This is a genomic window from Rodentibacter ratti, assembly GCF_002000485.1.
Taxonomy (GTDB): domain Bacteria; phylum Pseudomonadota; class Gammaproteobacteria; order Enterobacterales; family Pasteurellaceae; genus Rodentibacter; species Rodentibacter ratti.
The window spans coordinates 64,468-77,929 of record NZ_MLAJ01000004.1 but is presented as its reverse complement, the minus strand read 5'-3'; the positions used below and the strand labels follow the sequence as shown (position 1 = coordinate 77,929).

Below are 13,462 nucleotides of genomic sequence, written 5' to 3'. Positions count from 1 at the left end.
CCAATATTATTTTTCAAACACATCTGTAACAAGTTTGGTCAAACCGTCTAACAGCATTAATTCTACGTTCACACCATTAATTGATAATAAATCTGACCGCACTTTTTGCACAATTTGAATGGCTTGCAATAAACCAAGCACCGTTTGTTCATCACTAAATTGTTCAACACCACGCACTAAATCCGTGACTTGACGATAATGACTAATCTCAAGTTTATGTTTCAGGCTGTCGGAAAGAAATGCCAAAATCCAGTCCAATTGGCGAATATAATGTTCCTTATCGAATAACGGGAGAAGTTCCAAAGGGGAGCGACGACGATAAAAACGCCAAAATTGACGAAGAAAATCTTTCCGCTGTTCAATTAGCCCCTGTTGTAATACCTCCAAGGCAAACAGCGGGCGGCCTAAGCTCATTGAAAGTGCGGTTAAAATTTCTTGTGTTTCTGCCTCACATTGCGTTTGCAACCAATCCAGTGCGATTTCCGTTGGCGGTGATGACAAATTCCATACCTGACAACGACTGTAAATTGTCGCTAACAAACTCGCAGCGCTGTCTGCCTGCAACAAAAAATAGGTGTTAGGGCGAGGTTCTTCCAAGGTTTTAAGCAGCGCATTAGCTGCGGCTTCCGTTAAACGTTCTGCCTCTTTCACATACACCACTTTATTGCCATTTTGTTGGGCGTGTTGTGCCACAATTTCCGTCATTTCACGTACCTGATCCACCCCAATATCTTTTCCTTCTATTGAATGTAATTCGTGGTAATCAGGATGGCTGTGAGCCTGCATTAAATGACAAGTATGACATTGGCCACAAGGTTCTGTGCTTTGAGCTTCCAGACACATAATACGGCGGGAAAGTGTCTCAAAAAGCTGTTCTACACCCAATCCCGAATCAGATTTTATCAGCACGGCATGATGCCCTAAACCTTCCGAGAAAGTTTGAGCGATTTTTACGTAAGTAGGCACAAGCCAAGGATAAAGTGCGGTCATTTTTCGATATGTTTCCACCAATTTTTAACCGCACTTTCAATATCCGCCCGCACTTGTTCAATACTTTGTTCTGCATTGATAATGACAGCTTTAGGATTATCTTTCACCAAATCCAAATAACGGGAGCGAGTGCGGTGGAAAAACTCAAGATCCATTTGTTCAATACGGTCTAATTCTCCCCGTCCACGAGCCCGTGCTAAACCCACAACAGGATCGATATCTAAATAGAGGGTAAGATCCGGCTCAAAATCCCCTAAAACCGTTTCTTTTAAGGTTTTCATAAAATGCGGGTCAAGCTGACGACCACCGCCTTGATAAGCCTGAGATGACATATCGTGACGATCTCCCACTACCCATTTCCCTTGGGCAAGTGCCGGTTTAATCACATTCTCAACTAATTGGATACGGGCTGCATAAAGCATTAATAATTCTGCTTTATCCGTTATCGGTTCTTCTTTTTCGTGTTTTATCAGCTGACGTAATTTTTCCGCCAAAGGGGTTCCCCCCGGCTCTCGGGTAAACACCACATCGTGAATACCCAATTCATTTAATATCTTCACCACTGACTGATGAGCCGTGCTTTTTCCTGCACCTTCTAATCCCTCAATGACAATAAATTTTCCGGTCATATTATTTTCCATTCTTTTGATTACGGTACCAACGCAAATATTCTTGTACCGCTTTATTATGCTCATTTAAGTTACGTGTAAATTTATGCCCACCACTTCCATCGGCGACAAAATAGTAAAAATCGGTTTTTTCAGGATGTGCTACCGCTTGCAAAGCACTTTCACTCACCATTGCAATGGGGGTGGGCGGTAATCCGTCGATAATATAAGTATTATAGGCAGTAGGTGTTTCTAAATCTTTTTTGCGAATATTTCCCTGATAACTTTCTCCCATACCATAAATGACAGTGGGATCGGTTTGTAATTTCATTTTTGCATTAAGACGGTTAATAAACACAGAAGCCACTTTCGCCCGCTCGGCCGCAATACCCGTTTCTTTTTCTACAATAGAAGCTAATACTAACATCTCGTGAGGATTTGCTAACGGAAGATTTTCATCACGTTCATTCCATGCTTTATCTAAAGCTTTCTTCAAACGTTCTACTGCCCGCTGGAGCAATTCTAAATCCGTTGAGTTTGGTGTGTAATTATAGGTATCCGGATATAACCAGCCATCAAGATTTTTATATTCACCAATACTTTTTAGAATGCTGGGAATATCAAGTAACTTAAAAATTTCTTGATCAGTTTTATCTTTTAACGTCTGTTTTAAGTGCGGTGCATTTTCGAGGTTTTTTCGCCATTCTTTGAAGGTTTTTCCCTCAATAAATTTCACGTTAAATTGAGCCTCTTTTCCCGAATTAAGTAACGTTAAGAGATCTTGTACGGTTTGAATTCCATTTAAAGAATAGACCCCTGCTTTAATTTTATTTAATTCCGGTTTTAATTTTAATAAATAGGGGAGAAGTTGTGCATTTTCGATTAATTTTTCTTGTTCAAAAAGTGTGGCTAATTTTTTGCCTGTTGTGCCACGCTCAATAAACAAAAGTTGATCAGGTCGAACATTTATTGTTTCTTGTTGAAAAGAGTTGAGTTTCTGATAACCCCAAAAGCCACCAGCAATAAGAATCAAAAGAAAAATAAATAAGCTAATAAAAAATTTTTTCATAGAATCAATACAATGGAATGAAAACAATAAGAGGGGCAAAATGCCCCTCTCACACAAAATGCAAATTTATCGATTAAAATATTGAATATCTGCAGTCTTACGTAGGGCTTTTACCCAATCTTTGGTTGCATCTTGTAACTGGCTATTCACAATTTTCTCGTACGCTTTTTGACGATAGGCATCTTCTGTACGATCACCATCACGCGTACCGGTTACTTCTAAAATATGCCAACCAAATTCTGATTTAAAAGGTGCGGAAATACTACCTTGTTTAGTGGTTTGTACCGCTTTAGCAAAAGATCCGACATAGGTTTCAGGGAATGCATAGCCTAAACTACCGCCATTAGCGCCTGATAAGTAATCTTTAGAATATTTTAATGCAGCATCCGCAAAAGTCATTTTACCAGAAATAATATCTGCACGAATTTGTTGAAGTTCCGCTTTTGCCTGCACATCATTCAACATAGGGTTAAGTTTTAAAAGGATATGACGAACTTCATATTCTTTACCGGTTACTTTTTTCTCTGTGCCATTTGCTCTTGCTTCATTCAACATTTTCTGTCCAAGCGCATCTACCTCTTCACGGGTTACTTGTACGCTGTTACTAATTGCGTGATTACGTACTCCCGACATCATCATTTGGTTAGCAATTTGCTGTTTGAACGCTTTAAGAGAAATACCTTGATAATCCAAAGCATCTAAAAATTGACCGTAGGTTAAACCATTTTTCGCTGCAATATCCTCTACAATAAGATCAATTTCTCTAGGATTAACCTTCACACCGGATTCTTTAATGGCTTTTTGTACCAAAATATCATCAATGACTTTATTTAATGCAGCTTGGTGATTACCTTTTTTCCCCATTGCTGCACGCACTTGGCTTTCTAGCACAGGAATACCATCTACTGTCGCAATTACTCGTTCTTCTGCATAAACAGAAGAAAATGAAAGTACACCCAATGTGACAATAAAAAGAGATTTTAATACTGATTTTTTCATATTTATTTTTCTTTAAATGAGCCTGACGCTCGTTAGAGTATCAATTTTAAACAAGGTTCACAATAGCTTAGGATTATTTTGATAATAATGCCACTTCATAACATCCATCATATTTTTCAGTACGAACTTGCACTTTTTCTTCTCGGCTGGTCGGTACATTTTTACCTACATAATCTGCCCGAATAGGTAATTCACGATGCCCACGATCAACAAAAATAACCAATTCAATTTTTGCAGCACGACCAAAATCGGTGAGCGCATCCATTGCCGCACGGATAGTTCTCCCTGTGAATAAAACATCATCAATTAAAATCACATCTTTATCTTTTACATTCAAATATTGTGATGCACCACTATACACAGGCATTGAATTTTCAGGTTCAGTACGCTGTAAATCATCACGATAAAATGTAATATCCAATTCCATTGAAGGAATCTCCACGTTAATTAGATCTATAATTTTGCGTTTGATCAACGTAGCAATTTCCGCACCACGACGTTTAATACCAACAATAACAACATTGTCTAAACTAGGGTGTTTTTCAATAATTTCATGGGAAATACGAGAAATAGTGCGATGAAACTGATTTTCATCAATAATGATTTTTTCCATAATTCATCCAAATTAACTGTGAAATAGTCGGTAAAATACCATAAAAATAAATGAAATTTAATTGCTTTTAATGAATGATGCACCCTATAAACAAAAAGTGCGGTTAAATTTAACCGCACTTTTTATTATCTTTTTGATTTCACAAGTTTTTCTGTCATCTCGTAAGCTCGGAGTTTTGCTAACTCTTTGGAGAGTTTTGCCACCAGTACTTCGTGATCAACATCAGCAACGTGTGCCACAATATTTTCTTCAGCTTTGCGTTTTGCTTCACGAATACGATCCGCATCTAACTCACTACCACGAATTGCTACATCAGCCAAAACAGTAACAATTTGGGGTTGAACCTCTAAAAAGCCACCCGATACGTAGATCACTTCTTCTTTATCATCTTCAAGGGTAAATTTCACAATTCCCGGCTTAATCGCTGTTAACAATGGTGTGTGGTTCGGTAAAATTCCGAGTTCACCTTCCACACCGGTTGCTTGGATTTGTTTAACCGCACCTTCAAAGATTTTTTGCTCTGCGCTGACTATTGTTAGGTTAAATGTCGCCATTTTTGTTCTCCTTCAAATGACTTGAAGTGATTACATATTTTTGGCTTTTTCTAGCACTTCTTCGATTGAACCCACCATATAGAACGCTTGTTCTGGGATATGGTCGTATTCACCCTCTAAGATACCTTTGAAACCACGAATGGTGTCTTTTAATGACACATATTTACCCGGTGAACCTGTAAAGACTTCTGCCACGAAGAACGGTTGTGATAAGAAACGTTCGATTTTACGGGCACGAGCCACCACAAGTTTATCTTCTTCAGATAATTCATCCATACCAAGAATTGCAATAATATCTTTCAATTCTTTATAGCGTTGTAAGATACCTTGTACACCACGCGCCACATCATAATGTTCTTGACCAACAACAAGTGGATCTAATTGACGTGATGTGGAATCTAATGGGTCAACCGCCGGATAAATACCCAAAGAGGCAATTTGACGACTTAATACAACTGTCGAGTCTAAGTGTGCAAAGGTTGTCGCCGGAGAAGGGTCTGTTAAGTCATCCGCCGGTACATAAACGGCTTGTACGGAAGTAATAGAACCTGTTTTAGTTGATGTAATACGTTCTTGTAATACACCCATTTCTTCTGCAAGGGTCGGTTGGTAACCTACTGCGGACGGCATACGACCTAAAAGTGCTGATACTTCAGTACCTGCAAGGGTATAACGATAAATATTATCCACGAAGAATAATACGTCACGACCTTCATCACGGAATTTTTCAGCCATGGTTAAACCGGTTAATGCAACACGTAAACGGTTACCCGGTGGCTCGTTCATTTGACCGTAAACCAACGATACTTTATCCAATACGTTAGATTCTGTCATTTCGTGATAGAAATCGTTACCTTCACGAGTACGTTCACCTACACCGGCAAATACGGAATAACCTGAGTGTTCAATCGCTATATTACGGATTAATTCCATCATATTAACGGTTTTACCTACACCCGCACCACCGAAAAGACCAACTTTCCCCCCTTTTGCAAAAGGACAAATTAAGTCGATAACTTTAATACCGGTTTCAAGTAATTCCGTACTGTTTGATTGTTCTTCGTAACTTGGCGCTGCACGGTGAATAGACCAATTTTCTTCTGCGCCGATTTCACCACGCTCATCAATTGGTTCACCTAACACATTCATAATTCGGCCTAGGGTTTTAGTCCCCACCGGTACCTGAATTGGATTTCCGGTATTTTCTACTTTTAAACCACGTTTCAAGCCATCAGATGTACCCAATGCGATACAGCGAACAACACCGCCACCTAATTGCTGTTGAACTTCAAGGGTTAAACCAGATTCAACTTTTAATGCATCGTAAACTTTTGGTACTGCATCTTGTGGGAATTCAACGTCAATCACCGCACCGATGATTTGTACAATTTTTCCTGCTGACATTACCTTTCCTCTTTCCTTAAATCGCAGCCGCACCGGCAACGATTTCATTTAATTCATTTGTAATACTTGCTTGACGGGCTTTGTTATAAACTAATTGCAAGTCATTAATTAAATTTCCTGCGTTATCAGTCGCCGCTTTCATTGCTACCATACGGGCAGCCTGCTCGGAAGCAAGGTTATCCACCACAGATTGATATACTTGTGATTCCAAATAACGAGTGAGCAAACTGTCTAATAAAACTTTTGGCTCCGGCTCGTAAAGGTAATCCCAAGTATTTTGTTTTTGTTCTAAATTATCGGTTTCTAACTCCGGTAATGGAATCAATTGTTGATAAACGGGCGATTGTGTCATTGTATTGATGAATTTATTGTAGGCGATATAAACCGCATCGACTTCACCATTTTTATAAACATCAAACATACCGTTTGCCACACCAATTAAATCTTCCATTGCCGGATTATCACCCAAACCGGAAAGCTGTCCACGTACAGATAACCCCAATGAACGGAAAAAATTAATTCCTTTTGAGCCGATTAATCCTAGCTCTACAGTAACGCCTTTATCCTTCCATTGTTTGATTTCTGTCATCACAGTTTTGAATAAATTAATATTCAAACCACCACACATTCCGCGGTCTGTCGAGACAACTAAAATCCCAACCTTTTTTACTTCTCGTTGAACTAAAAACGGGTGTTTATAATCGATATTGGCTTTAGAGACGTGGCTGATAACATTTCGTATTGTTTCAGAATACGGACGAGAAGCCGCCATACGATCTTGCGTTTTACGCATTTTCGAGGTAGCAACCATTTCCATTGCCTTAGTAATTTTTTGTGTACTTTGTACACTGGCAATTTTGGTTTTTATCTCTTTTGCACCTGCCATCTTCTTTCTCCGTTATATTACCAAGCACTATTGGCTTTAAAACTATCCAAAATCGTTTTCAATGTGTCTTTTATCTCATCATTGTAATTACCGGTTTTGGTCAATTCTGCCATAAAGTCGCCATGGTTACGGTGAGCATAGTCTAAAAGTGCGGTCTCAAAACTTGCAATTTTTTGCAGTTCTACGTCTTCCAAATAACCAAACTCAACAGCGAAAAGCAACACAGATTGCTCTGCAACACTCAGCGGCGCATATTGTTTTTGTTTCAATAATTCGGTAACTTTTTCACCGTGAGAAAGCTGTTTACGGGTTGCATCATCAAGATCAGAGGCAAATTGCGCAAATGCTGCCAATTCACGATATTGTGCTAATGCAGTACGAATCCCACCGGCTAATTTTTTCACCACTTTAGTTTGTGCTGCACCACCTACACGAGATACCGAAATACCCGGGTTTACCGCAGGACGAATACCTGAGTTAAATAAGTTAGATTCTAAGAAAATCTGACCATCGGTAATGGAAATCACGTTGGTTGGTACGAATGCAGAAACGTCACCTGCTTGAGTTTCAATAATAGGAAGGGCAGTTAAAGAACCTGTTTTTCCTTTTACTTCACCGTTAGTAAATTTTTCTACATATTCTTCATTAACACGAGCAGCGCGTTCAAGTAAACGTGAGTGTAAATAGAAAACATCTCCAGGATAAGCTTCACGACCCGGTGGACGGCGTAATAACAATGAAATTTGACGGTAAGCAACGGCTTGTTTTGATAAATCATCATAAACAATTAATGCATCTTCACCACGATCACGGAAATATTCACCCATTGCACAACCAGCATAAGGGGCAAGATATTGTAATGCGGCAGATTCAGATGCTGATGCAGCAACCACAATGGTATTTGCCAAAGCACCATGTTCTTCTAATTTACGCACGACATTTGCAATGGTTGATGCTTTTTGACCAATGGCAACATAGATACATTTAATTCCTGAATCACGTTGGTTAATGATCGCATCAATCGCTAGTGCTGTTTTACCGGTTTGGCGGTCTCCGATGATCAATTCACGCTGACCTCGGCCGATCGGCACCATAGAGTCCACCGCTTTATAACCGGTTTGTACCGGTTGATCGACCGATTTACGTTCGATAACACCCGGAGCAATCACCTCAACCGGTGAAAAGCCATCATTTTCGATTTCACCTTTACCGTCAATTGGTTGACCAAGGGTATTGACCACACGACCTAACAAGCCACGGCCTACCGGTACTTCTAAAATACGACCGGTACATTGGACTTCCATTCCTTCCGCTAAATCTGCGTAAGGTCCCATTACAACTGCACCTACCGAGTCACGTTCAAGGTTTAGTGCCATTGCATAGCGATTTCCCGGTAATGCAATCATTTCCCCTTGCATTACATCGCTCAAACCGTGAATACGAATAATACCGTCACTTACGGAAACAATTGTCCCAGTGTTGCGAGCTTCACTCACTACATCAAACTGAGCAATTCGTTTTTTAATCAATTCACTAATTTCAGTTGAATTTAGTTGCATCTTTTATTCCTCTTATCATTGCAACTCATTTGCCAGACGGTCGAGCTGTCCACGGCTACTACCATCAATCACAAAATCTTCCGTACGGATAATTACACCAGCAATAAGCGAATCATCCACGTTGCAATTTACTTTCACTTTGCGAGCTAATCTTTTTTCCATTGCCGCAGCAATTTTTTCAATTTGAGTTGCATTCAATGGTTGTGCAGAAATTACCTGTACCTCTGCAATGGCTTGATGTTCTTCCACATAACGGGTAAATTCGGAAAATACCGCAGGAATAGCACTCAAACGCTTATTTTCAGCCATTAACCGAATAAGATTTTGCCCATATTGATCTAGCTGTTCACCACAAATTGAAATTACCGTATCCGCTACTTTTTGTGAAGAGAGCGAACTAATAAGAAATTCTTTCATTTGTTCGTCTTCCACAAGTGCGGAAAGAAATCCCAACATTTCTGTCCATTTTTCTACCGCACTTTTATCGTTTACGGATTGCTCTATGGCAAAATCAAATGCTGCTTTGGCATAAGGGCGAGCTATCGTAGTTAATTCTGACATAAGCTAAAGCCTCTTATAGTTCTGCAACTAATTTATCAATAATGTCATTGTTTGCCGCTTCATCAATAGTGCGACCCACAATTTTCTCAGCACCGGCAATTGCTAAGGAAGCCACTTTAAGACGTAATTCCTCTTGAACACGTTTACGTTCAGCCTCAACTTCCGCATAACCCTGTTCAATAATTTTCGCTTTAAGCTCTTCAGCTTCGGTTTTTACTTCGTCAAGCACTTCATTACGTCGTTTATTTGCAGCATCGATAATTTCTTGAGCTTGAATTTTTGCTTTTGAAATTTCTTCTTCCGCAAGGAATTTAGTTTCTGCTTGTTCTTTTTTGGCAGCTTCCGCAGATGCTAATGCATTGGCAATTTGGCTTTGACGTGTTTCAATTGCTTTAATAATTGGCGGCCATACAAATTTCATACAAAACCATACGAATAGAGCGAATGAAATAAGTTGACCAATTAATGTTGCATTTAAATTCACAACGTCCTCCTTAAAATGCTTGTTTTACGTTGATAAGCAAATAAGGGATTATTGTAATAAACCGATAAATGGATTCGCAAAGATGAATAGTAAGGAAATACCAACAGCAATCATCGCAATCGCATCTAAAAGCCCGGCTACGATAAACATTTTAGTTTGTAAGCTAGAAGCCAATTCAGGTTGGCGAGCTGATGATTCCAAAAATTTACCGCCTAAGATAGCAAAACCAATTGCTGTGCCAAGTGCTGCAACTGCAAGAAGGATTGATGCACCGATAATTGTAGCTGTAATTACAGTTTCCATAATGTTCTCCAATAGAAGTAAAGTTAGCCCTAGAGCCAGTTAATAAAAAATTAATGTTCGGCTTTATTATAAGCCATACTCAAATAAACCACCGTTAACATCATAAAGATGAATGCTTGTAACGTAATAACCAAAATATGGAAAATAGCCCAAGCAAGGTGTAGTGGAATTCCTAAAGCTGCAATGACCGTATTTGCTGAATACATCACAGCAATAAGAATAAAGATTAATTCTCCCGCATACATATTACCAAATAAACGGAAACCAAGAGAAATTGGTTTAGCTAGTAATGTTACGGTTTCAAGAATAAAGTTAACAGGAATAAGCGCCCAATGATTAAACGGATGCAAAGTATATTCTTTAACTAAACCGCCAAACCCTTTAGACTTTATCGTATAAAAGATGATTAAGAAAAAAACACAAATAGACATACCTAAAGTGGCACTAATATCAGCAGTAGGCACAGCACGAAGGTAATGAATACCAAACAGACCTGCTAATTGAGGAAGAAAATCGACAGGAACCAAATCGATTGCATTCATAATGAATACCCAACAGAAAATGGTTAATGCAATTGGAGCAACCACATCTCTCGGTCCGTGGAAATTTTCTTTAACAATACCGTTAACCCAATCTACCACAATTTCAACTAAACATTGTAATTTTCCCGGTACTCCAGGTGTAGCTTTCTTTGCAACTCTTCTGAAAATAAAAAGAAAAATAGCAGCGGACAGGATTGAGAAAAATAAAGTATCAACATGGATATTCCAAAAGCCATCACCTGTTTTTAGAAAGGCTAAGTGGTGACTGATATATCCTGCAGTTGTTTGTCCAGACATAGTTAACCCTTTTTAAAATATAAACTTAAGACCTATTTAGTAAAAATGGAATTAAATTATTCAAAATTAATGCCATAAAAAAACCACTAAAGAAAATCACAAAGTTTGTTACCAAAAACCATTTGAATGATGCAATAATCAATACAATGGTTAACACAAACTTGATGGCTTCACCTCTATAAAGTGCGGTTAATTTTGCCGATAAATATTGTTTTCGATAAAAAACGACGTACACAAAAACACTGAAAGGAAGTAGTGCCGAAATAAATCCAAGTAAAAAATCAAAGGCACTTTTCATTTGCCAAAATGCAAAAAAACAAGCGAATAGTAACATGATGACTAATTCAATCTGAATAGCTTTTCGATACTGAATTTTCGCTTGTTGTATAATTCTCGACATTATTTTTGATAACCTTAAACGTTAGTAATTATACTCTTGAAAAAATCAGATTCAACTTAAAAACTACCAAAAAAACGTTAACTAAATCACAGTTTTGAAAAAATTTTACAAATATGTAACGATTTACTGTAAAACGATTAAATGTCGTTCACCTACTAATTCCGGCACTTGTAAGGGGATTATTTGTTGCACTGTATATTTATCATCCAATTCTTGCACTTCTTCCATATGATAAACCCCCTTTAATGCATAAAAATACCCACTTTCTTTTGGAAGATGATGGCACCAATTTGTCATATCTTTGAGTGAAGCAAATGCCCGGCTCAATACCCCATCGAATTTTTCATTAGGTTGATATTCTTCCACGCGACTTAGTATAGGCGTAACATTTGTTAACTTTAATTCACGTATTGAATTACGAATAAAACTAATACGTTTACCTAAACTATCTAACAATACAAAGCGCTTATTTGGGTTTGCAATCGCTAGAGGTAAACCGGGTAAACCGGGGCCGGTCCCCACATCAATAAAACAGTCACCTTGTAAATAAGGACTCACCACAAGACTATCCAGAATATGTTTCACCAGCATTTCTTGTGGATCACGCACTGAGGTTAAATTATAGGCTTTGTTCCATTTATTTAATAAATTGACAAGATCGATTAGTTGCTGTTTTTGTGGATCGCTTAATTGAATATTTGCCTGTGTAAGCAATCGGTCTAATTTTGCTTTCATTGATAATATACGTTTAGTAAGAATTCAGTCCATTCTACTTGAAAGTGCGGTCGTTATTCTACGGCTTTTTCGATTTCTGCTGCAAAATCCCAGTTAAATTCGTTTCCAGCCAATCAACTAACTCAAACATTTTATTTGATGCCTGTATACCAAATTCTGTTAACGTGTAATCCACGTGCGGTGGTACAGTATTGTAAGATTTTCTAATTAACATTCCGTCTTCTTCCAACTCTTGTAGTGTTTTAGTCAACATTCGTTCACTCACTCCATCAATCATACGACGCAATTCACTAAAACGTTTAGTACCTGAATGTAAACTTATTAGTACTAATACTCCCCAACGACTGGTTAAATGCTGCAAAATTTGCCGAGAAGGACAAGCTGAAGCCAAAACATTTCCACGTTCAAAAAATTTTTCCATTTTTATTTCCTTTAAAATCATTAAGTTAGTATTTTTCCTAAAAATCTCTCAAAACTTACTTTTATGTAAGTACTTATAAAAAGTAAGTTTTGAGATTATTATAGTAACCGTTAACCAACAAGGTCAAATATTTAACACTAGAAAAAAGGAAAACAATATGACAAACAAAACTATTGCTATCACAGGTGCAACAGGTCAATTCGGTGCCATCGCATTAGATTTATTAAAAACAAAAAATGCCGATGTTATAGCCCTTGTACGTTCTCCGGAAAAAATTTCAGGCGTAGAAGCACGAAAATTTGATTATTCAAAAACAGAAGGACAAGTGGAGGCGTTAAAAGGTATAGATACATTAATTTTAGTCTCAAGTAATGAAATCGGACAACGTTCCGCACAACATAAAAACGCTATTGAATCAGCAAAAAAAGCGGGTGTAAAACATATTATTTATACTAGCTTACTTGGTGCGACAAATGATAATACTGTGAAATCCCTTGCCGGCGAACACGTTGAAACTGAAGCAGCATTAAAATCTTCAGGCATCACTTACACCATTTTACGCAATGGCTGGTACACTGAAAATTATACCTCTTCAATCCCTGCGGCATTGGCAAATAATGCTTTCTATGGTTCTGCAAAGAATGGTCGAATTTCATCCGCACTTCGTGCCGAATTAGCAGAAACGGCTGTGAATGTGGCATTAGGCGAAGGTCACGAAAATAAAACTTATGAATTAGCCGGTTCAACCAGCTGGACATTAACAGATCTTGCGGCAGAAATTAGCAAACAAACTGGTAGAAATATTCCTTATGTAGATCTTCCTGCTGAAGATTATGCAGAGGCTCTGGTACAAGCCGGCTTAGATTCAGACTTTGCAGGTTTAATTGCTCAATGGGATGTAGATGCCTCAAAAGGTGCATTATTTTCAGAAGATAAAACTCTTGAGAAATTGCTCGGTCGCCCAACGGCAGAGTTAGATGTAGCGGTAAAACAATCCTTATAATTGATATAAAAAAGTGCGGTAGAATTCACCGCAC

The 13,462-nt window shown here is 38.3% G+C and carries 17 protein-coding genes; 1 reads left to right on the top strand and 16 read right to left on the bottom strand.

The genetic code is table 11. From position 1 onward, the window contains the following. Positions 1–6 precede the first annotated feature (6 nt). The 16 genes from BKG94_RS04650 to BKG94_RS04575 all read right to left on the bottom strand — a co-directional run bounded on the left by BKG94_RS04650 (position 7) and on the right by BKG94_RS04575 (position 12,425). Positions 7–990 carry a DNA polymerase III subunit delta' gene (locus BKG94_RS04650; RefSeq protein ID WP_077434705.1) on the bottom strand — a complete coding sequence of 328 codons (984 nt, stop codon included), beginning with the start codon at positions 988–990 and terminating at the stop codon, positions 7–9. Next, on the bottom strand, positions 987–1,619 hold the full coding sequence (tmk, locus tag BKG94_RS04645) for a dTMP kinase (protein WP_077434703.1): 633 nt from the start codon (positions 1,617–1,619) through the stop codon (positions 987–989). Before tmk ends, BKG94_RS04650 begins: the two co-directional genes overlap by 4 nt. Before the next feature lies 1 nt (position 1,620). Then, complete coding sequence (gene mltG, locus BKG94_RS04640; protein WP_077434701.1) at positions 1,621–2,667, bottom strand: endolytic transglycosylase MltG; 1,047 nt, start codon at positions 2,665–2,667, stop codon at positions 1,621–1,623. A gap of 66 nt (positions 2,668–2,733) precedes the next feature. Beyond that, positions 2,734–3,666: a peptidylprolyl isomerase gene (locus tag BKG94_RS04635; RefSeq protein WP_077434699.1), complete on the bottom strand. Its 933-nt coding sequence runs from the start codon at positions 3,664–3,666 to the stop codon at positions 2,734–2,736. Positions 3,667–3,739: 73 nt separating this feature from the next. Then, positions 3,740–4,279 carry a bifunctional pyr operon transcriptional regulator/uracil phosphoribosyltransferase PyrR gene (gene pyrR, locus BKG94_RS04630; protein WP_077434697.1) on the bottom strand — a complete coding sequence of 180 codons (540 nt, stop codon included), beginning with the start codon at positions 4,277–4,279 and terminating at the stop codon, positions 3,740–3,742. Between the two features lie 125 nt (positions 4,280–4,404). Further along, entirely contained in the window at positions 4,405–4,833 is a 429-nt protein-coding gene (locus tag BKG94_RS04625) for a F0F1 ATP synthase subunit epsilon (protein WP_077434695.1), read from the bottom strand. Between the two features lie 30 nt (positions 4,834–4,863). After that, complete coding sequence (gene atpD / locus BKG94_RS04620; RefSeq protein WP_018355849.1) at positions 4,864–6,237, bottom strand: F0F1 ATP synthase subunit beta; 1,374 nt, start codon at positions 6,235–6,237, stop codon at positions 4,864–4,866. A gap of 16 nt (positions 6,238–6,253) precedes the next feature. Further along, positions 6,254–7,123: a F0F1 ATP synthase subunit gamma gene (atpG, locus tag BKG94_RS04615; protein ID WP_077434693.1), complete on the bottom strand. Its 870-nt coding sequence runs from the start codon at positions 7,121–7,123 to the stop codon at positions 6,254–6,256. Positions 7,124–7,140: 17 nt separating this feature from the next. Next, complete coding sequence (atpA, locus tag BKG94_RS04610) at positions 7,141–8,682, bottom strand: F0F1 ATP synthase subunit alpha (RefSeq protein ID WP_077434691.1); 1,542 nt, start codon at positions 8,680–8,682, stop codon at positions 7,141–7,143. A gap of 15 nt (positions 8,683–8,697) precedes the next feature. After that, positions 8,698–9,243 carry a F0F1 ATP synthase subunit delta gene (gene atpH, locus BKG94_RS04605; RefSeq protein ID WP_077434689.1) on the bottom strand — a complete coding sequence of 182 codons (546 nt, stop codon included), beginning with the start codon at positions 9,241–9,243 and terminating at the stop codon, positions 8,698–8,700. Between the two features lie 13 nt (positions 9,244–9,256). Then, positions 9,257–9,727 carry a F0F1 ATP synthase subunit B gene (atpF, locus tag BKG94_RS04600; protein WP_077434687.1) on the bottom strand — a complete coding sequence of 157 codons (471 nt, stop codon included), beginning with the start codon at positions 9,725–9,727 and terminating at the stop codon, positions 9,257–9,259. Positions 9,728–9,775: 48 nt separating this feature from the next. Further along, entirely contained in the window at positions 9,776–10,030 is a 255-nt protein-coding gene (atpE, locus tag BKG94_RS04595) for a F0F1 ATP synthase subunit C (protein ID WP_077434685.1), read from the bottom strand. 50 nt (positions 10,031–10,080) lie between these two features. After that, positions 10,081–10,869, bottom strand: coding sequence for a F0F1 ATP synthase subunit A (gene atpB, locus BKG94_RS04590; protein ID WP_077434683.1), 789 nt, complete (start codon positions 10,867–10,869; stop codon positions 10,081–10,083). 25 nt (positions 10,870–10,894) lie between these two features. After that, on the bottom strand, positions 10,895–11,269 hold the full coding sequence (locus BKG94_RS04585) for an ATP synthase subunit I (protein WP_077434681.1): 375 nt from the start codon (positions 11,267–11,269) through the stop codon (positions 10,895–10,897). A 123-nt stretch (positions 11,270–11,392) separates the two neighbouring features. Next, positions 11,393–12,004, bottom strand: a complete 612-nt coding sequence (rsmG, locus tag BKG94_RS04580; RefSeq protein ID WP_077434679.1) for a 16S rRNA (guanine(527)-N(7))-methyltransferase RsmG — start codon at positions 12,002–12,004, stop codon at positions 11,393–11,395. Between the two features lie 58 nt (positions 12,005–12,062). Next, positions 12,063–12,425 carry a winged helix-turn-helix transcriptional regulator gene (locus BKG94_RS04575; RefSeq protein ID WP_077434677.1) on the bottom strand — a complete coding sequence of 121 codons (363 nt, stop codon included), beginning with the start codon at positions 12,423–12,425 and terminating at the stop codon, positions 12,063–12,065. Positions 12,426–12,582: 157 nt separating this feature from the next. On the opposite strand from BKG94_RS04575, the gene BKG94_RS04570 reads away from it, so the two are divergent. Further along, positions 12,583–13,428, top strand: a complete 846-nt coding sequence (locus tag BKG94_RS04570) for an SDR family oxidoreductase (protein WP_077434675.1) — start codon at positions 12,583–12,585, stop codon at positions 13,426–13,428. Positions 13,429–13,462: the final 34 nt, after the last annotated feature.